General features: G+C 73.3%; 13 protein-coding genes. 3 read left to right on the forward strand and 10 right to left on the reverse strand.

Translation table 11 applies throughout. The annotated features are described in order from the left end of the window. Nucleotides 1-45: 45 nt before the first annotated feature. The 9 genes from ACFPIJ_RS11335 to ACFPIJ_RS11375 form a co-directional block, all read right to left on the reverse strand. Nucleotides 46-2,181, reverse strand: a complete 2,136-nt coding sequence (locus tag ACFPIJ_RS11335) for a hypothetical protein (protein ID WP_380114675.1) — start codon at nt 2,179-2,181, stop codon at nt 46-48. Beyond that, nucleotides 2,181-4,589 carry an AAA family ATPase gene (locus ACFPIJ_RS11340; protein ID WP_380114676.1) on the reverse strand — a complete coding sequence of 803 codons (2,409 nt, stop codon included), beginning with the start codon at nt 4,587-4,589 and terminating at the stop codon, nt 2,181-2,183. The genes ACFPIJ_RS11335 and ACFPIJ_RS11340 overlap by 1 nt, the downstream gene beginning before the upstream one ends. Continuing rightward, nucleotides 4,589-6,172, reverse strand: a complete 1,584-nt coding sequence (locus ACFPIJ_RS11345) for a hypothetical protein (protein ID WP_380114677.1) — start codon at nt 6,170-6,172, stop codon at nt 4,589-4,591. The genes ACFPIJ_RS11340 and ACFPIJ_RS11345 overlap by 1 nt, the downstream gene beginning before the upstream one ends. After that, complete coding sequence (locus ACFPIJ_RS11350) at nt 6,156-9,605, reverse strand: DEAD/DEAH box helicase (protein ID WP_380114678.1); 3,450 nt, start codon at nt 9,603-9,605, stop codon at nt 6,156-6,158. The genes ACFPIJ_RS11345 and ACFPIJ_RS11350 overlap by 17 nt, the downstream gene beginning before the upstream one ends. Then, on the reverse strand, nt 9,602-10,993 hold the full coding sequence (locus ACFPIJ_RS11355; RefSeq protein WP_380114679.1) for a hypothetical protein: 1,392 nt from the start codon (nt 10,991-10,993) through the stop codon (nt 9,602-9,604). Before ACFPIJ_RS11355 ends, ACFPIJ_RS11350 begins: the two co-directional genes overlap by 4 nt. 131 nt (nt 10,994-11,124) lie before the next feature. After that, nucleotides 11,125-12,189, reverse strand: coding sequence for a DUF4331 family protein (locus ACFPIJ_RS11360; protein WP_380114680.1), 1,065 nt, complete (start codon nt 12,187-12,189; stop codon nt 11,125-11,127). A 54-nt stretch (nt 12,190-12,243) separates the two neighbouring features. Further along, entirely contained in the window at nt 12,244-13,287 is a 1,044-nt protein-coding gene (locus tag ACFPIJ_RS11365) for a hypothetical protein (protein WP_380114681.1), read from the reverse strand. Continuing rightward, the gene (locus tag ACFPIJ_RS11370; protein WP_380114767.1) at nt 13,287-13,610 is read right to left on the reverse strand and encodes a PadR family transcriptional regulator; all 324 of its coding nucleotides are present in this window, start codon (nt 13,608-13,610) and stop codon (nt 13,287-13,289) included. The genes ACFPIJ_RS11365 and ACFPIJ_RS11370 overlap by 1 nt, the downstream gene beginning before the upstream one ends. A gap of 41 nt (nt 13,611-13,651) precedes the next feature. Further along, nucleotides 13,652-14,854: a glycosyltransferase family 4 protein gene (locus ACFPIJ_RS11375; protein WP_380114682.1), complete on the reverse strand. Its 1,203-nt coding sequence runs from the start codon at nt 14,852-14,854 to the stop codon at nt 13,652-13,654. 45 nt (nt 14,855-14,899) lie between these two features. On the opposite strand from ACFPIJ_RS11375, the gene ACFPIJ_RS11380 reads away from it, so the two are divergent. Continuing rightward, nucleotides 14,900-16,078, forward strand: coding sequence for a hypothetical protein (locus ACFPIJ_RS11380; RefSeq protein ID WP_380114683.1), 1,179 nt, complete (start codon nt 14,900-14,902; stop codon nt 16,076-16,078). 30 nt (nt 16,079-16,108) lie between these two features. On the opposite strand, the gene ACFPIJ_RS11385 is transcribed toward ACFPIJ_RS11380, so the two are convergent. Further along, complete coding sequence (locus ACFPIJ_RS11385; RefSeq protein WP_380114684.1) at nt 16,109-17,200, reverse strand: hypothetical protein; 1,092 nt, start codon at nt 17,198-17,200, stop codon at nt 16,109-16,111. 128 nt (nt 17,201-17,328) lie between these two features. Here ACFPIJ_RS11385 and ACFPIJ_RS11390 point away from each other — a divergent pair, with 128 nt between their 5' ends. Further along, the gene (locus ACFPIJ_RS11390; RefSeq protein WP_380114685.1) at nt 17,329-18,399 is read left to right on the forward strand and encodes a sensor histidine kinase; all 1,071 of its coding nucleotides are present in this window, start codon (nt 17,329-17,331) and stop codon (nt 18,397-18,399) included. Further along, complete coding sequence (locus ACFPIJ_RS11395) at nt 18,396-19,037, forward strand: response regulator (protein WP_380114686.1); 642 nt, start codon at nt 18,396-18,398, stop codon at nt 19,035-19,037. The genes ACFPIJ_RS11390 and ACFPIJ_RS11395 overlap by 4 nt, the downstream gene beginning before the upstream one ends. Nucleotides 19,038-19,039: the final 2 nt, after the last annotated feature.

Below are 19,039 nucleotides of genomic sequence, written 5' to 3' on the forward strand. Positions count from 1 at the left end.
CGGGGCGGGGAATGCACCGCCGCCCCGCCCCGTGCCGGCGTCAGGCTAGGCCGGCGGCTGGCCGGCGCAACGGTCGCAGCCGGCGGCGTTGCCGCTGAATGCCTCCGCGCAGGTGCTGCAGTCGGGGCAGATGAACCTGCGCGGGCGGATCCAGCACTCCGTGGCCAGGACGAAACTGCCGAACCTGCGGTCGATCGCGTCGCCGTCCAGCGATTCGGCGGCGGTGTCCGGCGGGCGTTCGGTTGCCGGCGGCGACAGCACCGGGTACCGCGCGCGGCACCGCTGGCAGGTGCGGCGCTCCCACACCGAGTGGCACGAGTCGCAGGTGACCCGGTAGCCCTCGTCGAGGCGCTGCCAGTTGCGCCCCGTCAGTGGCGCCTCCTTGGTGCACACCGGGCAGCGCAGGACGTCAGCGGTGCGGTCGGCCGCCGCCTCCAGGTCGTGGCGGAGCCGGTCGAGCTGCTCGCTGTTGTCGCCTCGTTGCCTGGCGCGGTCGGCGGCCCGGTGCAGTCGCCGGAGCTCGGCGGGCAGCGCGGCGCGTTCGTGCCCGGCCGGTGGGCGGTCCACGACCAGCGAACCGTCGCGTTCGGCGAGCCACGGCAGCGCGGCGAGCGCGCCGGCGTCGGCCGGGTTGGCGTCGACGGCGTGCGGGTACGGGCCGAGCCGCGGCTTCTCCAGCGCCCAGCGCAGCACCCGGGCCAGCCGGACGACGCTGTCGACGTCCAGCGGGGAGACCGGCACCGGGTACGGGCTGGCTGCGGAGCGCCCAGGAGCGGGTCCGCCGGGCGTCTCGAACACCCGCAGCCGTGTCTGCAGCGGAAGGCCCGCGCGCTCCGCTCGTTCGGCCGGGTACACCACGACGGTCGGCGGCCCTGACGGCATCCCCAGCAGCCCCGTCAGCTCGGCGGCGACGACATCGGGGCGACCGGACGCGGTGAGCGCGTGCGGGAGCGGCACCACGCGCACGACGTCGGTGCCGTCGCGGGCAACGGTGTACACACCGTCGTCGCCGCGCCGCAGCGCCACGGCCACCCGCCCGGCGAGGTACCGGGCCGGAGCACCGCCGCGCGCCGGCGCCGACGCATCCGCCGGAGTCAGGCGCATGCTCAGCAGTGCCCGGTGCAGCAGCAGGCCGGTGTACAGCTCGAAGTTCCGGCACCACTGCTGGATCGCGTCCAGTTCCTCCGCGGCGGTCAACGCGCCGCCCTGGCTGGCCAGCCACGCCTGCCACAGGTCGCTGACGTGCCGGTACCGGTGATCGTCGGTGAACAGGTTGGTCGGGCGCAGCGTCGTGCCGACGTCGGCGCGGTGGTTGACGACGCGCCACAGCGGTGCCCCGCGCAGGCGGGCCACCTCGTCCCGCAGCCGCTCCAGCGTGTGCAGCCGGTTGGCGACCCCGGCGGCCCAGTCCAGGTCCTCCACCAGGTCCACCAGCAGTTCCCACAGGCCGACGGTGGCCAGGAACGGCCGGTCGGCTGCATCCTCGATGAGTCGCTGCGCGTCGGTGAACGTGCCGCTGAGGCTGCGCAGCTCGGCGATGCGGAGCGTCAGGTGTCGCCAGAGATGGGTGGCGAGCCGGGCCGCGACGCGGTTCTCATACAGGTCGACGTTGATGTCACGCTGGGGTGTGAGGACCCGTTCGGGGATCACGCCGTCGGGACGCAGCCGCGCCCAGTCCTCACTGTGGGCGGCGAGCCGGACGACGGTGGCGGAGGTGATCCGCCGGCTGCGCGACACCGGCAGCAGGACGTTGACCGGGCTCAGCCGGGCCGCGGGCCGGAAGCACACCGCGGTCAGGTGCCGCAGATGCTGCTCCATCGCCTTCTCGAGCGGCGCCGGTGCCAGCCGGGTCTCGGCCAGCTTCCGGTCGATGACGGGTGACACGGCCGGTGCGTCGTCCAGCGACCGTCCGGTCGAGATCCGCTCGGCGATGTCGAGGCCGATGAGGCGCACGGCGCTGACGAGCACCGGATCCGGCAGCGGCTGCGGCCCGTGCTCGCTCTGCACCGTGGCCGCGCCGGATCGGGCCCGCCACCGCCGCGGCCCGCCGATGTAGTCGCCCGGCCGCACCACGATGCCGTTGATCAGCAGCTCCGGGCCGGCGGCGACGGTGAACCGGCCGAGTGGGTGCCGTCCCGGCAGCGGACGGTCGTCGCCGCCGATGCGATCGTGGAACCGCATCAGGACGCGCCGCGGTCGCGCAGTTCGCGCCACAGCACCCGGTCGGACTTGTCCGGGACACCGTCGGCCGACAGCTTCTGCCACAGGCCGGGCAGATCGTCGCGGAGCCGCTCGATCAGGTCGCGGTGCAGGTCGTGCCGGCCCCGCAGCTTTCGCAGGATCTTGGTCGCGATGATGTGGTCGACGGCCTCGGTGAGGTCGCCGCCGGCTGCCTGCACGACCGGCACGTAGGCGCCGAGCTGCCAGTTGAGCCGGTTGCCCCAGGCCACGTCGAAGTCGTCGAGCATCCGGTCGGCGAACTCGCCGGTCAGGAACTTGCGCGCGGCGGCGACGTCCGGGATGTGCTGCTTGCGGGCGTCCCGGAAGGACCGTTCCAGCGCCGGCCAGCTCAGCGACGGCAGCGGGTCGACCGGCTTGGTCTGGAACCGTTCGTAGCGTGCCGGCAGTTCCATCACGTGTGCCCGGTCGTAGGTCTTGTCGGCGAAGTGCAGCGTCGTCTCGTCGTGGTTGGCGGTGCCGACGAACCACACGTTGCCTGGCACCGGTAGCCGGCGACCGTCGTGCAGGAGCCGCGGCGGCGGTTCGACGGCGCTGGTCATGAGCACCAGGTCGGTCCGTTCGCTGCGTTTCGCCTCCCGCTCCAGCGCCGACAGCACGTCATTGAAGTACTGCTCCGGATGGGACAGGTTCATCTCGTCGAGCACGACGAAGAACGGCTGGTCGGCGTGGGCGCGACACTGCGCCCGGTACACCGCCTGCGTGAACTCGGACTCGTAGAACCGGCGCTCGAACGCGTTGTAGTAGCCCATGAGGTCCTGCGGGGTGCGCCAGTCGGCGCCGACGGACACCACGACGCTTGCCGCCCCGATGGCTTCGGCGAACCGCTGCGGCAGCTGGGTCTTGCCGGTGCCGCTGATGCCCTGCAGCAGATGCAGCCGGGTCGCCGCGAGGCCGGCGAGGAAGCACCGCAGGTCGGCCGGGCTGTAGTACAGCTGATGCTGCTGCCGGATGAGTGCCCGCACCCGCGTGATCAGGTCGGGCAGGTGCGGCGGCTCGTCGTCCAGGTCCTCACGCGCCTCGTCGAGCTCGCGGTCCATCCGCGAGCACTCCGGGAACGGCGATTCGCTGTCGCGGCGGTGGATCAGCCCGGTGATCTGGCGTTCCAGGTCGGACACCGTCGCCGCGTACGCCTCGACGGACGCGCTCATCGCCGCCTTGCTGACCTTCAGCCGTTCCAGCTCCACCGCGGTGATCTGATGCCCGGACAGCTCCCGCTGCAGTTCGGCGTTCTGCTGCAGCAGCATCGTGCGCCCCTCCTGCAGGCGCTGCCGTTCCTGTTCCACGGCGATGAGCCGGTCCCTGGTCTCGTCGGGGGCCACCAGCTCCAGCCGGCGCAGTTCGGCGCTGTCGGCGCGCAGCCGCTCCAGCTCGGCCAGCACCTGGTCGGGGCTGCGGGTGCCGAAGGCGCGGTCCGCGGCGGCCCGCTGCGCGAGCTGCCGCTCCAGGTCGTCGGCGTGTTCGCGGGCGCCGCGGTGCAGCGACTCCAGCTGGCTGCAGCGCAACTGCCAGCGCTCGGTCGCGGCGGCGACGGCGAGCTGCTCCCGTTCGGCGTACAAGGTTCTGGCGTCGGCCAGGTCCTCTTCGCGTGCCTCGAGCTCCGCTGTGCGTTGCCGCACGAGCTGCCACTCCTGTGCCACCTGCCGGCGTTCGGCGGCGACGTCGTCGCGTTCCCTGGCCAGGGACTCCAGCGCCCGCGCCTGGTTGCGTTCGACCTCCTCCTCCAAGGTGCGCAGTTGCGCGGCGAGGCGGTCACGGGTGGCGGCGAACTCGGCCCTGACCTCGGCGAGCAGGTCCTCCTTGGCTCGTTGCTGCTGCACCAGCAGCGCCGTCTCCGCCGACAGGAGCCGGCTGTCGCGTTCGTCGAGCTCGGCGTTCCGCAGCCGCAGCGCTTCCTGTGCTTCCTGCGCTTCGCCGGCCCGCTGCTCGGCCCGCTGCTCAGCCTGCTGCTCGGCCTGCTCGAGGCGTTGGCTGCGGGCGGAGAGGTCGGCCGCGGTGTCGCGCTGCGAGGCCAGTTCCCCGGCCAGCCGCACCTGCAGGTCGGCGAGATCTGCACCGAGATCCTTGAATGCCTGCTCCGCCTGCGCCGCCCGGCGCCAGGCCTCGGTCAGGGTCGCCGCGTCCACGCCGCCGGCCGGGGGTTCCGGCGGGTCGGGCAGCCGATCGTCGCCGCCCAGCGCGGCCGCGGCGGCCGCCACCGTCTCGTCGACCTTCGCCACCGTGACGTCCGGTGCCTCGTCCGGTGCCTCGTCCAGAGCCCCGTCCGGCGCCGCTTGACCGTCGGCGGGGCGCGTCTCCGTGCGCCGGGCCGTGGGGATGTTGGCGGCGGTCCGACGGTTGGCCTTCGACATCAGGTCGGTGTCCTTTCCGGAAGCGTGGCAGGTACTTCGAGCAGCGCCGATGCGGCGGCGGCACCGACCGCGCGGCACCAGTCGGCGTCGTGGCGTGGGCCGGCCTCACGGTTCGCGTGCGCGCTGCGGTTGCGCAGCGTGTTGAGCACCTGCAGGGTGCCGAGCAGGTCGGGGTGCTGCCGGGCGAGCCGGCGCAGGGGATGATCGGGCCAGGCCGGCACGGCCAGCAGGCACAGCGTCATCAGGCCCTTCACGTAGCCCTTCGCCGGATTGTCGTTGGTCTTGGTCAGCTCGCTGTCGGTGACCGAGCCGAACAGGTCGTCGGCGCGCTCGAATCCGACGTCCCGTGCCGTGCGTTCCAGCATTGCGCGGCGCAGTTTGACGCCCACGGCCAGATAGTTGTCGAGGGTCTGCTGCGGCAGCGGATGAGCGTGCAGGAGCCTGGGCAGCAGGACCTCGTACATGGCCAGCGCCTGATGGGCCAGGCGTTTCAGCGATGCGTCCCGTCCGGCGGACAGGTGCTCGCGGTCCAGGTCGGTCATCATCGCCAGGGCGTCGGCGTCGGCCCGGATGGCGGGGCCGAACTCGTGGACGAGCCGGCGTTGCACCTGCTGGACGAGGCTCAGGTCGGCGTGGTGAGCCCGTTGCCTGGCCTGCTCGAAGCCGGCCGCGGTCAGCTCCGCCAGGATGGCCGCCAGGTGTGTGTCGGTGCGTGCCTGCCGGCGGACGAGGTCGTGGAGGACCTTGCTCGGGCCGAGACCGAACGGGTCGTGGGCCACCAGTTCGTCGTCCGCTGGATCCGGTTCGTTCGGTGCCGGGTCCGGGTCGTGTTCGGCCGTGAGGAACGCCAGCATCAACACCGGCTCCGGTTCGTCGACGAACGCCACGCGATGCAGGTCCGGGCGCGCGTCACCGTCGAGGTCCGGCACGGCTGTCGCCGTGTCGGGTGTCGTGTCCGGCGGCTGGCGGTTGCGCCGCTCCCGCTGCCGTTGCTCGTGCGCGCTGCGCTCGGCGTGGTCGAGGCTGGCGGCTTCGACGACCCGGGCGGCCGACGGCCATGCCGGCGGACCTTCGGGAGCCATGACGAACGTGGCTCGCTGAAACCCGCCTCGTTCGCCGTGCACCATGATCTTCGCCTCGGTCGGGGTCCGGCCGACCAGCCACGCGTCGGTGAGCCGTTCGACGGTGCGGGGCCAGAGGCGCTGACCGAACGGGTCCTGGAACACGTAGCAGACCTGCCACTGCGGCGTGTCGCCGGTGGATCCGGTCCGCAGCGCCAGCAACCCGGCCTGTGTGATGTCGCCGGCGTTGTCGAGCAGGCCGGCTGTGCGGGCCCGGTCGACGATGTGGGTGCACAGGCGCGGATCCAGGTGCAGCAGCGGTCCCATCCGGTCGGGTTGGCGGACGCCGGCCCGGCACAACGCCAGGACCGCCCGCTGGAACAGGTCGATGCCGCGGTCCTGCAGCACCGGTGCGGTGACCCGGTACGCCCACGCCGGCCACAACAGCGCGACCTTGCTGTCGGCGGCGACCCGTGGCCCGGGGTCGAACTGCACGATCCGCGCGTCAGACCATACGCCCATGCGGGGCACCCCTCCGGCACATCGCCAACAGGTCGGTCAGGGGCGCCAGCGCGGCCGGTGCCTTCGCCGCGTCGAACATGTCGGCGGCGCCGACGGTGATGAGCAGCCGCTGTTGCCGGCTGAGCGCCACACACATGCGGTTGCGCAGCACCAGGTGCCCGTACCGCTGGCCGGCCCAGCGCCGGTACTCGGGGTCGCCCGGCGCGGGCACGTGGTCGTGCCGGGGCGCGCACCGCGTCGTGGACAGCAGCACGACGTCGAACTGTTTGCCCTGGAAGGCGTCCACGGTGCCGACCATGAGCCGGTCGAGCCGGTCCCCGGCGGCGTTGAACCCGAGTTCCTCCACCGGGCGGTATCCGCTGTGTTCCGTGCGTTCGGCCAGGTCGAGTCTGGTCAGCTCGCGCCAGATCGCGTCGCGTTGGTCGCTGTAGAAGGTGATCGCGCCGAACGTGAGGTCCGGCGCAGCCTCCAACAGCCGCTTGAGCTCGGCGGCCACGACCTTCGCCTCGGCCGGGCGGGTCTTGCTGCGGCGGCCGTACTCAGGTCCCTGACTGCCCGGCACGTCGATCCACGCGGCGACCGCCGAGGCGTATCCGGGCAGTCCGTGGACGAAGTCAGCGGCGTCGCGCCCGTTGCTCAGCTCGCCGCCGTAGAAGTGCCGGCTGATCAGGTCGCCGAGCTCCGGGTGCATCCGGAACTGCCGGTTGAGCTGCACGACCCGGCGCACCGGCGCGTCCGGGCTCGCGAGCGAGGTGAACAGCCGCTGGAAGAGGCTCTCCGCCAGCCGGTCCCTCAGGTCGGTGTCGAACTCCCGCTCGACGTCGGGTTCGAGCATCTGCGGCAGCTGGTTCTGGTCACCGACGAGCACGATGCGGCGGTCGGCGTGGATCAGCGGGATCATCAGGTCGAGCGGGTTGGCCCGGGCGGCCTCGTCGGCGATCACCGTCTCGAAGCTGACGTCGCGGCTGCTGGCCCGCTGCTTCGCGTCCCGCATCGCCGGCGAGTCAACCTGCTGGCAGGTGGCCGCATACGACGCGGTGTACTCGCGCAGCGTCCAGCTCACCGCGTCCGGATCCCCGGCCAGGGCCTGCCGGTAGTCCAGCAGCGCCGCGGCGACACCGTCGTCGGTCGATTGGGCGAGTCGATCGTCAAGGGCCTCGACGACGTCACCCAGGAGGGCCCGCAGGTCGGCGTCATCGGCGAGGTCCTGCCGGGCCGGGTCGTCCACGGGCGGTTCGCCGGATGCCCCGTCCAGCCACGCGGTGAGCTGGTGCGCCACTGCCTCGAGCTCGTCCTGGAACGCAACGGGCCCCGGTGCCGTCCACCCGGCGGCGCGTTCGAGCACCGCGACCAGCGCAGGATCCGCGGCGTCCGGCAGCGCCGCCAGCCGTCGCAGCGCCTTGCGCGCCGCTGCCGGACCGGCCGGGTGGAAGGTCTCCGGCTGCGCCACCATCTCGCGCAGGGCCATGACGACGAGGTCGGCGGCCATGGACCGGGGCCGGGCCGCGCGGGCCGCACCGGAGCTCGTGGTGAGCCGGTCCCTGGCGATGTGCAGCCGGTCGATCAGACGGCCGGGCAGCACGGCACCGCCGAGTGCGCGGAGCTCGTCGAGCAGGTTGGCGGTCTCCGCCCGGCTGCCCGGCGCCAGGAGGTGGCCGGCGACGAGCGCGGCCGCCCGGTGCAAGGTCGTCAGCGCCGCGCCCGCGGGATGCTCCTCGATGCGGCGGTCGAGATGGGCCAGTGTCTCCTGCAACCACTGATCGATCTGGACCGTCGCGCCCCGCCCGGCCCGATCGACCTTGTTCGCGGGCAGCCCGAACACCTTCGAGCGCTGGACGAGTTCGTCGACGGCGCCGTGCTGGTAGCTGGTCAGCAGCATGCTGCCGCGCAGCCGGTAGAACCCGTGCCCCTCCTCCGCGAGCCGGGTCTGCAGCGCCGCGATCACCTGCGTCTTGCCGGTGCCGGGCGGCCCCTGAATGATCGCCACGTCCGGGGTGTTGAGGGCGACGTCGATGGCGAGCTCCTGGCGGTCGGTCGGGCCGGCGTCGCCGAAGTGCTTCCACGCCGCCTCCGACCGCGCCTGGATCCGCTTGCGGGCCGGCGCCGCCACCTGTGAGCCGTCCAGCAGCGACAGCAGGTTCGGGATACGGGTATGACCGGCCAGCACCTGGTCGATCGCCTGGCGCCGGCGGAGCAGCCGGCGACGGTCGCCACGGAACGAGCGGTACAGGAACCCCTCCGACGGCGGTGCCCACGGATCGGGCTTGAGCGCGTGGCCGGGGTCGTCGAGCAGGACCGGCTGCACGTCGACGGTGCCGTCGTGCTCGTCGACGTGCACGACCGTGGCGCTCACCGCCGCCGTGTCGAGCTGCTCGTCCAGCAGCCCCCAACCGTTGTCCTGATGCTCCGGGTCGATGGACTCACCGTTGGCCAGCCGCATGATCGCGGCCGGCAGCGCCTGCGCCGCCTCCAACTGCCAGCCGTCCGCGCCGTCGGCCGTCTGCTGGGTGCGTGCGGCCCGGCGCAGCAGCGCGGCCCGCGGCTCCGGCGCCTGATCGGGTGCGAGCGTGAACCGGTAGACCCCGTCGTCGAGCCGGCGCACCGCGTCATATCGGGCGTACCCGTCGTCGGCGACCTGCCGCAGCACCCACCAGCTCTCGGCCCGGTTGTACCGGTGCCACAACGCCAGGAAACCCTCACCGTCGGCGAGCTTGTCGAGCTGGCGTTTCATGTCCGCCCGCAGCTTGGCGGCGACGGACGCGTCGGTGAGGACGAGGTCGCGGTGGACGAGCTTCAGCACGCCGTGCGCGGCGTCGTAGCCGCGCGAGAGCACCCTGGTCACGATCGCGCGGTCGTCGCCGTCCACCTTGACGTCGATGGCGACGCCACGCCCGTGCACGCGGAACGTGGTCGGCCGGCGCGGGTCCTGCCGGGGGACCGCGGAGATGATCGCCCGGCCGGGGACGCCGGGCGCGGAGCCCGGCAACGGCGGCAGGATCAACCGCCGGATCAGCCAGGCCACCGCGGCGTCGCCGTCGTTGCGGCGGACCTCGTCGGGCGCGGCGCGGCGGATGCTCTCGATCGCCGGGTCGGAGACCCCGATCGGCAGCGGCTCCCCGGCCGGACCGATCTCGTAGGAGTGGATGTACAGGTCGAGCCGTGGTCCGTCCTTGCGGTCGAGGTGGGTGACGGTGGCGACCCGCTGCATCGGCTGGTCGAGCACCCGGTGCAGCGCGCGCTCCTGCTCGTCGTCATAGCCGGTCACGGACGACGTGACGCCCTGCACCTCGACCGTCACACGGCCGGCGGCGTCCCGGACCAGCAGTGCTTCGGTGTCCTTGACAGCGTCCACGTGCGGCGCCGGGGCCGGGCCGCGCCAGGTGAGCTGCACGAACGTGGCCGCGCCCGGCAGTGGTGGCAGCGTCGTGCTCATGCGGTGCCCGCAACAGGCACGAATTCGATCAGCCGGTGGGTCAGCATCGCCGGGCCGAAGTGCAGCTCCCACCGGCCGTCGCCGGCGGATGGGATCGCAGAATCCGCGCTGGGCTCGACCACCAGCTGCGGCGCACCGCCCGGCGCCACGACCCACAGCGGCCGGTTCCAGCGGTTGTACACCGTCAGCGCGCCGCCGCGCTCGAACCGCAGGGCGGCGACCGGCCGCATCGGGTCGCCGCTGTCGAACGTGACGAGCCCGGCGGCGACCGGGGTCACCCGATCGCGCTGCACCGTCACGTCGTCCGTTTGGGTGACCCGGCTGAGCGCCGCTCCACGGTCGTCGCACAGGTCCAGATGGACCCGGCCACGCAGGGCCGGTGGGGCCGTGTCGCCGCACCACGGGCAGGCGGCACCGGCACCGTAGAACCCGTTGCGGCACCGCTCGCACACCAAGGTCGTGCCGGCGGCCGTGAACAGCGCGTCGCGCCACTGGCCGACGGTCGGCCGCGCCGACGGGTTCCACAGACCACCCTCGAACGCCTCCTCGAACAGCGTGCGGAGCGCCGGCGTGAGCACCCACTCGCGTGGCACGCCGTACCGGCAGCGGTTGCTGCCGTTCGTGGTGTGTTCGACCCACGGCAGGAGACCGGTGTACCCCTTGTCGCGCAGGAGCCGGTCGTGGTCGTACACGGCGTCGCCGAGGAACGGGTGGGTCGCGGCGAGGACGTGGAAGGCGAGCACCGCGAACGCGAACGCGTCGCTGAGACTGGACACCCCGTGCCGTCCGGAGAGCACGTCCGGAGCCGCGTAGCCGACCGTCACGTCCGGCGGCATCCGCATCTCGGCGTCCAGGGTCACGCCGTGCACGTCGGTGAGCCAGACCGGTTCATCGGCTGCCGCCTGCCCGGTCGTGGTCGTCTCGTCCGCCGGGACCAGGATGTTGGTCGGCGCCGGATCGCCGTACGCCAGGCCGTGGTCGTGCAGCCGGGCGATGGCCGCTGCCACCCGGGCGAGCAGGCGCAGCCGTCGTTGCAGGCCACCGGTGGCGGCGTACCAGACGACGAAGTTGGCCGCCGTTGCGGGCGAGAGCAGGTTTCCGAGTGGGACGAGGCCGGTGATCGGATCCGTGGTGTATCCGATCTGCGGCCGCCGCAGGAGCCGGTAGGGGCGGGACAGCGGCAGGCCCGTCAGGTCGAGCCGGCGCACGCTGCTGAGCCGCTGGGCCAACCGTTCGGCGTGGCCGGCGTCGCGAGGATGCAGCACGACGAGCAGCGCGCGATCCGACGTCTCATACCGTGTCGACTGCCCGCTGGAGCCGATCTCCCGCGCCACTTCGACTGGACCACCGTCGGTCTCCCACCGTGCCGGAGCACCGGACAGCGCCACGTGATCCCCTTCCGCCCGCCGTGCCCAGCCGGTTCCCGCCCTTCGCGCGCATCCTGGTGTAGCAGAACGGACCCCACGATTGCCAATCCGGGGATCATCGAGATGAAGATCAATTCAATTGTGAGAGTTTCTCATTGAGAGTTGGCAATGCGTGCCGATACGGGCGGCACGTACGGGAACCGGTCCGTCGGCTTGCTGGTGACCGAGTCCTTGTCCAGGCCGATGGTGCATGCGGTGTTGGTGGCGAGGGAGAACATGACGTCCGGCGCGTTGTCGGTGAGGGACCGCCCGTTGAAACCGTTGAAGCTGAACGCTGCGGGCGTCCCCACGGTGTAGCGCAGCACGTCGGGCAGGAGCCGAGCGGCGATCGCGGCGCCGTACGCGCCGGGGTCGGCCACCGTGCCGTACGCCGTCACGACCGCCGACACCGCGTCGGCCATCAGCTTCGCGTAGTCGGCCAGGTCGTCGGCCGGGACGCCGGCGTTGAGCTGGTCGCCCAGCGCCTCGTGGAACTGGGTGAACAGCGGGTGGATCATCGGGTGGCCGGCCCGGTTGATCTGGCGCCAGCCGCCGGCGTCGGTGGCGAGGTTCGTCCGGGCCCAGACGCCCAGGTGCCCGTCGGGCGCCGCGGCCAGCAACTGCCGGTCCGGCACCTCCAGGACGATGGTGTGCACCGTGTGCCCGGCGAACAGGTTCCTCGCCCGCTGCGGCGTCCACCCCGCCAGGTCGGCCCGGGTGCCGTCGGTCAGGGCGTGGCCGACGGCGTGCAGCACGTCGGGTTCGATCCAGAACGGGTCGCCGGCCCGGCCGACCCACAGCCGCATCCCGTCGGGCCCGTCCACGGCCCGGCCGGTGCCGCCGTCGGCGAGCACCGTGCCCGGCGCGTCGGGATCGGCGGCGTCGGCCCCGGTGAGGCGGCGCAGCTGCAGCGTCTGGCCGCCGTCGGCGTCCAGCTCGCCGAAGGTGCACCGGAACGTGAGGTTCTCCACGGCGTCGCCATCGGTGTCGATCTTGAACTCGTACTGCGCCTCCGGGTGGAAGCCCGCGGGGACGCGGTGACCGGTGACCTCCGTGGCGATCGAGTGGTTGACGTTCATGACGAACACGGTGCCGCGCTCGCCGCGGAACACGTACAGGTCGGTGATGTCCAGCCGTGCGTCCTTGCGGGCGGCGGGGGAGTCCAGGTGATGCGACATCGCGTCGGCCTGCCCGCTCCGCCGCGCCGCACACCGCCCGTTCCGGGTGAAGCGTCAGCCGTTGGCCTCCAGCGGTTCCTTCCTGAGTGCGGGCCGCGCCGCCAGTGCGGCGGCGAGCGCGAGGAACGCCACGCCGGGCAGGATGAAGATGAAGTAGTGCGGCTGGCCGAACCACTCCCACGTCTGCGGCCAGTCGGGCCCGCCGTACTGGACCGTGCGGATCGTCGTCAGCGGCAGCGCGACGGTGCTCGGCAGCAGCCAGAGCAGCAGCCCGATGCCGTACAGCGCCTCGGCCAGCCGTCCGAACGGGTGGCCGGACGCGGTGCGGCGGCTGCCCCACCCGAACGCGAGGAACGCCAGCAACGCGCTCAGCAGCCCGCCGCCGATCCCGGCGGGCCATGCGGCCACCGGGGTCGAGCGGGCGATGGAGACGAAGACCGACGGGTCTGCGGTCACGGTGTAGCCGTAGACGGTCACGGCGATGTCCAGGCCGTCGCGGCGGGCGAGGACGGTGACGTGGTTGTCCGGGTCGTCGTCCGTCACCATGCGGATGCGCCAGCCGTGGGCCCGCAGCCCGGCGGTCGCCCGTTCCGCGGTGCCGGCCACGCCGAGGCGCAGGTTGCCGGGGATGGCGGCGCCGACTTCCGTGCGCCCGTAGTCCCCGCCCTCGAACGACGTGACCCACCGCCCGTAGCCGGCCCACCCGGTGGGCGCGCCGAAGTTGCCGAACTTCGCCCGCGTGGGCGGGGTGGGCTCGCCCCAGGCCTCGTCCGGCAGTATCTCGGCGAGGATCGTCCGGGTCTGCGCCTGGTCCGGCAGCGGCGGCGTGGTCTCCCACGCCGCCCGCACGGCGAGCCCGCTGCCGAACAGCCCGAACACGAACGCGGTGGTCACGGCCCAGAACACGACACCACGGCTGCCCGGGCGCCCCAGGTGGGCGCGCAGGCCGTGGCGGACGAGGTTCGCCGCCTCCCGCAGCGGCGGCCATGTCCGGCCCGGGGGTGCTGCCTCGAGGAGCGTGTCCAGGAGCTCGGTGGGGCGGTACCCGCGCGGATAGGCGCGCAGCAGCAGGCTGTACCGCCGGGACAACGGCGTCATCAGGCCGTCCTCGGGCGCGGGGCGAGGGCCAGGCGCCGCTCGGCGGCGGTGGTGAGCTGGCGAAGCCGGGCGGTCTCCTCGGTCAGCGCGGTGCGCCCGCTGGCGGTGAGCCGGTAGTAGCGGCGGGCCCGGCCGTCGACGGTCTCCTCGCGGTCGAGCTCGACCAGGCCTTCGGCGCTGAGCCGGTCCAGCGCCGTGTAGAGGGTGCCGGTGAGCAGGCTGACCCGCCCACCGGAGACCTCGGCGACCTCGTGGAGGATTCCGTAGCCGTGCCGGGGCGTGTCCGCGAGCGCGGTCAGGATGAGAAACGTCGGCTCCCGCATCGGTTTCATGCCCGCACCATACATAAATGATCAATGTATGGTCAACGGATCACGTCGAGCGTGTGCCTGGCAATGCGCGGCCAGCCCCAGTGCGTGACGGCAACCTGTCGCGCTGCGAGGCCCAGGCGACGGCGCTCGTCCGGCGGCAGGAGCAGCAGTGCCCTGAGCTTCCGGTGCAGGTCGGCCGGATCGCCGGGTTCGAAGCTGGTGAGCTGCGCGAACTCGGGCGGATAGGCCGAGGCGAGCCGGGCCGCGATCTCCGCGAGTCCGGAGTGGCGTGCCACCAGCGGCGGGGTCCCGGACGCCGCTGCCTCGGCGGCGACCATCCCGAACGCTTCCGGGAAGATCGACGGCACGACGCTGACATCCGCCAACGGCAGCAGGTGTACGAGCTGACGGTGCCCGAGCGGTCCCGTGAACAGCGTCCTCGGGGGCGCGGAGGCTGCCAGGTCGGCACGATGCCCGCCGGAGCCGACGATCACCGCCCGGGCGTCGAGCCCGTCCAGCGCCTTCAGCAGCAGATGGACGCCCTTGTTGTGGAGCAACCTGCCGACATAGACGACGGTGGGCTCGTCGTCGGCGAGGAACGCCGTGAGCCGGTCCGTGACGCCCGCTGCCGGGCTCGGCTCCGCGGCGAGCGCTGCCAGCGCCTCGAGGCGCGGCCGGGGCCTCCACCGGTCGGTGTCGACGCCGGAAGGCACCTGGTGCACGCGCGGCACCGGGCCGCAGATCTCCGTCAGCACCCCGCCGGCATGTGCGGAGCCGACGTACGTCGCGGCGGCTCCGCGCAGCGCTTCCTGCCCGAGCCGGGCGAGGTCCGGCCTGCCGCGCATCGAGTACTCCAGCTCCGAACCGTGCACCGAGACCGTGTAGCGGGCGCCGGTCGCCGCCCCGACCGGCCCGCCCATGAGCACGTGGTTGGTGTACACGAGATCGGCGGGAAGGTGCTCGCGGAGCGCGGCCGCGTTGCGTCGCACGTAGTGGTCGCGTTCCGCCGGCGTGAAGTCCGGCAACAGGCGAGCGTGCAGCCCCTCGTACCGGTCGAGCACGAACACCGGCAGGATGCCGTCGATATCCGGTCGCACCGCCGATGCCGCACCGATGTCGAAGTGCTCCGGCCGGGGCTCCTGGGAGAACAGGGTCACGTCGTGGCCGTCGCGGCTCCAAGCAAGGGCAAGCGCCCGGGCGCATTCATTGGATCCGGTGCCGCTCAGCCGATATCCGTGCCAGAGCAGGATGCGCACCGTTTAGAATAGATCCACATTCTTGTATGGCACAAGGGAGACGCCGTGGAGCGCGCGGACCTGACGGCGGCCGAGCGCGAGCTGTGGGACGCATTCGCGGACGGGACACGCGTCGACCTGGGCGGCCCCGACCCGAACGGCGCCGACGCCCAGATCTCGGATTGGACCGAGTCCTGCACCGTCCGCGCGGCCGTGGTCGTTGCGCTGCTGCTCGGGGCGGCGCCGACCAAACCCGGATCCACCGCGAGGCTGCATCTGCACGGCGCACGGATCGTCGGGAAGTTGCACCTGGGCGACGGCGACGTGGACTTCTCCATCGGCATCATCCGTTGCTGGTTCGATGAATCCGTCGAGCTCGGCGACGCGCGGACCCGGGGCATCTGGATCCGGCGCTGCAGAATCCCGGCCATCGATGCGGTCGCCGTGGTCACTGCGGGCCCGTTCCTCATCGAGAACTGCCGGCTGGACTATGTCGACCTCACCGAGGCCCACATCCAGGGCCGGCTCGACCTGACCGGCACGACGCTGCTGGGACCCGACCGGGTCGCGCTCGAGGCGCTCAGCATGACCGTGACGCAGGACTTCTTCCTGTCCCGCAAGAGCGCGATCGGCACCGCCGTGCTCAGCGGCAGCACCATCGCCGGCGCGCTGCACATCGATCCCGACAACGCTCCCGCCATCTGCATGGACAACGTCCGGTATGCCGCCATGCAACCGGAAACCCCTGTCAACGAGCGGCTCCAGCTGCTCCGCTCGGACCCGCACGGTTACCATCCGCAGCCGTACGAGCAGTTGGCGGCGTACTACCAGAGCGTCGACCACGACCAGGAACACCGCGCCGTGCGGCTCGCGCGGCAGCGGGCCCGCCGCCGGACGCTCACGCCGTGGCGGCGCGCCGGGAGCGCGGCACTGGACGCCATCGCCGGGTACGGCTACGCCCCCGGCCGGGCGTTGGCCATCCTCGCCGCCGCGGCCGTCGCCGGCACGGCGTACTTCCTCAGCGTCCCGCCGTCGCCGGTGTCCGGCAACGCCCGGTTCGATCCGTCGAGCGCGGTGCTGTACGTGATCGACGCGCTGCTGCCGACGTCCCCGCTCGGACAGGAACGGCGCTGGGAGGCGCACACGGCGGCGGCGAGCAATGTGCTCACCGCCCTGCACGTGCTCGGATGGCTGCTCTCGATCGCGATCATCCCGGCCGTCGCCCGTGCGCTGGGCCGCCGGTGACGGCCTCGGCGTTCGCCGGCACCGTGGCCGTCAGCTCCGCGCCGCCAGTGGCGCGTTGACGCAGCGGGTGCAGTCTCCCCGCCGGCGGATCCGGTAGGCGACCGCGGCCGCGGCCAGGGCGGCACCCCACAGCGGCCACAGCAGGCCCGGGCCCATCATCGCCAGCTTGCCCGGATCCGGGTCCAGGTACAGCACCCGGCCGAACATGAGCCCGGCCGACGTGACCGCCATCGCGACGACGACGGCGGGCACGACCGCGAGCGTGACCGGTACCCGGCGGCCGCGCAGCACCGGGATCCAGCGGGGGAAGCGTTCACCCCACGGGCGGATCAGCCCGAACGTCAGGACCGACCCGGCCAGCCCCATGGCACCCAGCGCTGCGCCGCCCCACCAGATGCCGGGCATCTCCGCGGCCATGTCCCGCAACTGGGCCGAGCTGAACCCGAGCGGTATACCGAGCGCCCAGGCGAACCTGGTCGCCGCGTACACGACCGGAACACCGGCGGCGACCCACACGGCGATCCGGCCCCAGCGCGCCGGGTCCCGGCCATCGCCGAGACCGGCGCGGCCGCAGGCGGTGCAGGCGTTGCGGCGGGCCCGGCGGTGGGTGAGGGCCGCCAGCGCGAACAGGGCACCGCCGGCCATCAGGATCCCCTGGTTCAGCACCGGCCACGGTAGCTGCGAGCCGATCGACACCCCTTCGGGCCAGCCGAACGGCTTGCCGGCGAGCAGGACCGGCACGTGCCCCATCGCGACCAGCGGCCGGTAGTCGGGCACGACCACGCCCAGTGTCAGTGCCACCGTCCACGCGACCGCTTCCAGCGCGATCCCGGCCCGGCCGACACCTCGACCCGCCGCCGCGGGACGTCGCGCATCCCTGATGCGCCCGGCGAGCAGCGCGGCGACAACTGCGGCGCCGAGCGCGACCGCCGCGATGACCGGCGCCGCCACGGACCGGTGGACCCCGCCGAGGATTGACAGACCCTTCTCGATGCCCGGGTCGGGGTCGCCGGCGCCGAACGGGAAGCCGCCGCCACCGGTGGTCCAGTACAGCGCGAGCAGGCCGTACGCGAGAGCCCACCCGGCGGCGAGGGCGGGCCAGTTGATGCGTCTGAATGTCATGGGTTCAGCCTCGGCGGGCCGGCGGCGGCGCGGCATCTGCCGAAGGACGGGTTGTGGCCGGTGCGGGCATCGGAGGCTCTGCCGTTCGGCGGACGGCGCCGCCGCCGGTGGGTCTCTACGCTGGGCGGGTGAGCGACGCGATCGGAGCCCTCGCGGTCGTGCCGGCCGTGGCCGCCGCCGGTGCCGTGGCCGCCGCGGCGGTCGTCGCCGTGGCCGGCCGGCCGGACCGGCGGGTGTGGCCCGCGCGCCTGGCCGTCGCCGCCGGTGCGGTGTCCCTGGCCGCGACCGCCGCGTACGTCGCCGCGCCACCCGACTACGGCGAGGCGGCGGGCTGGACCGGGCTCGGCGAGTGCGCGGCGTTGCTGGTGCTGCTCGTCGCCGCGACCCGGTGGGCGCCGCGGCGGTCCGCGCTCGCCGCGGTCGCGGTCGCCGGCCTCGCCGTCGCCGTGTGCGTGCTGCGGTTCCTGCCGTCGGACTCGCTGCTCGACGCGGTCGGAGCCTGCGCCCTGTGGGCCGGCGGCCCGGCGGTCGCGGTGGTGATCGGCGGATACCCGCGCCTCGCGGAGGCCCGCCGCCGCAGCTCCGTCGCCCGGGAGCGCCGCTCGCAGCGCCTCGCGCTCGCCCGCGACCTGCACGACTTCGTCGCCCACGACATCAGCGGCATCGTGGCCCTCGCGCAGGCCGCCAAGTTCGTCGCCGGCACCGACCCGGCCCGCGCGCTGGACGCGTTGGACCGGGTCGAGGCGGCCGGGCTGCGGGCCCTGGACACGATGGACCGCACCGTCGCGATGCTCGGCGACCTCGCCGGCCCGCCCGGCGCGGCACCCGGCCTCGCCGATCTGCCCGAGTTGCTGCACCGCTTCGGCGGCCACGTCGAGTCCTCGCTCGCCGCACCGGATGGGGTACCGGCTGAGATCGGCGCGACCGCGTATCGCCTGGTGCAGGAGGCGCTGACGAACGTCCACCGGCACGCCCCGGCCGCGACGGCGGTCCGGGTCGTCGTGTCCCACACAGCGGACCGGGAACTGGCCGTCACCGTCACCAACGACGCGCCGGCGCCGGGCACCGCGACCCCGGGCAACGGCACCGGCCTCGCCGACCTCCGGCACCGCGCGCACCTGCTCGGCGGCACCCTGCAGGCCGGCCCGCACGACAACGGCTGGCGCGTCGCCGCCGTGCTGCCGCTGGACCGGCCGTGACGACCCGCATCCTGATCGCCGACGACCAGGAGAACGTGCGGATCGGGTTCCGGCTGGTCCTGGACAGCCAGCCCGACATGACCGTCGTCGGCGAGGCCGCCAGCGGCACCGCCGCCCTCGACCTGGCCCGCCACCTGCGCCCCGACGTCGTCCTCGCCGACATCCGCATGCCCGGCCTCGACGGCCTGGAACTGACCCGCCGGCTGGCCGGCACCGGGCCCCGCGTCATCGTGGTCACCACCTTCGACCAGGACGACTACCTCACCACTGCGCTGCGCGACGGCGCCTGCGGCTTCCTGCTGAAACGGTCCGGGCCGACCCTGCTGATCGAGGCGGTCCGCGCGGCGATGGCCGGCGACACCCTCATCAGCCCGCAGCTGACGGTCCGGCTGCTGCGCCGCCTCGAGCCGCTTGGATCAACGGCTGGCGTCGCCGCCCTGACCGACCGCGAACGCGAGGTCGCCCGGGCGGTGGCGGCCGGCGGCACCAACGCGGAGATCGCGGCGGAGCTCAACATCTCGGCCGGGACCGTGAAGACCCACCTGGCCAGCATCCAGGCGAAGCTCGGCGTGCGAAACCGGGTCGGCGTGGCGGCCCGCATGTGGGCCGCCGGTGACGTCGGCGGCCCGGCCCTCTGAGC

This window comes from Dactylosporangium cerinum, assembly GCF_042653625.1.
Lineage (GTDB): Bacteria > Actinomycetota > Actinomycetes > Mycobacteriales > Micromonosporaceae > Dactylosporangium > Dactylosporangium cerinum.

Bases quoted from the DNA above. Each gene is read 5' to 3' on its own strand.
- ACFPIJ_RS11345 (WP_380114677.1), bottom strand. From the start codon at position 6,172: ATGGGCGTATGGTCTGACGCGCGGATCGTGCAGTTCGACCCCGGGCCA.
- ACFPIJ_RS11340 (WP_380114676.1), bottom strand. From the start codon at position 4,589: ATGTCGAAGGCCAACCGTCGGACCGCCGCCAACATCCCCACGGCCCGG.
- ACFPIJ_RS11385 (WP_380114684.1), bottom strand. From the start codon at position 17,200: ATGACATTCAGACGCATCAACTGGCCCGCCCTCGCCGCCGGGTGGGCT.
- ACFPIJ_RS11360 (WP_380114680.1), bottom strand. From the start codon at position 12,189: ATGTCGCATCACCTGGACTCCCCCGCCGCCCGCAAGGACGCACGGCTG.
- ACFPIJ_RS11365 (WP_380114681.1), bottom strand. From the start codon at position 13,287: ATGACGCCGTTGTCCCGGCGGTACAGCCTGCTGCTGCGCGCCTATCCG.
- ACFPIJ_RS11350 (WP_380114678.1), bottom strand. From the start codon at position 9,605: ATGAGCACGACGCTGCCACCACTGCCGGGCGCGGCCACGTTCGTGCAG.
- ACFPIJ_RS11335 (WP_380114675.1), bottom strand. From the start codon at position 2,181: ATGCGGTTCCACGATCGCATCGGCGGCGACGACCGTCCGCTGCCGGGA.
- ACFPIJ_RS11370 (WP_380114767.1), bottom strand. From the start codon at position 13,610: ATGCGGGAGCCGACGTTTCTCATCCTGACCGCGCTCGCGGACACGCCC.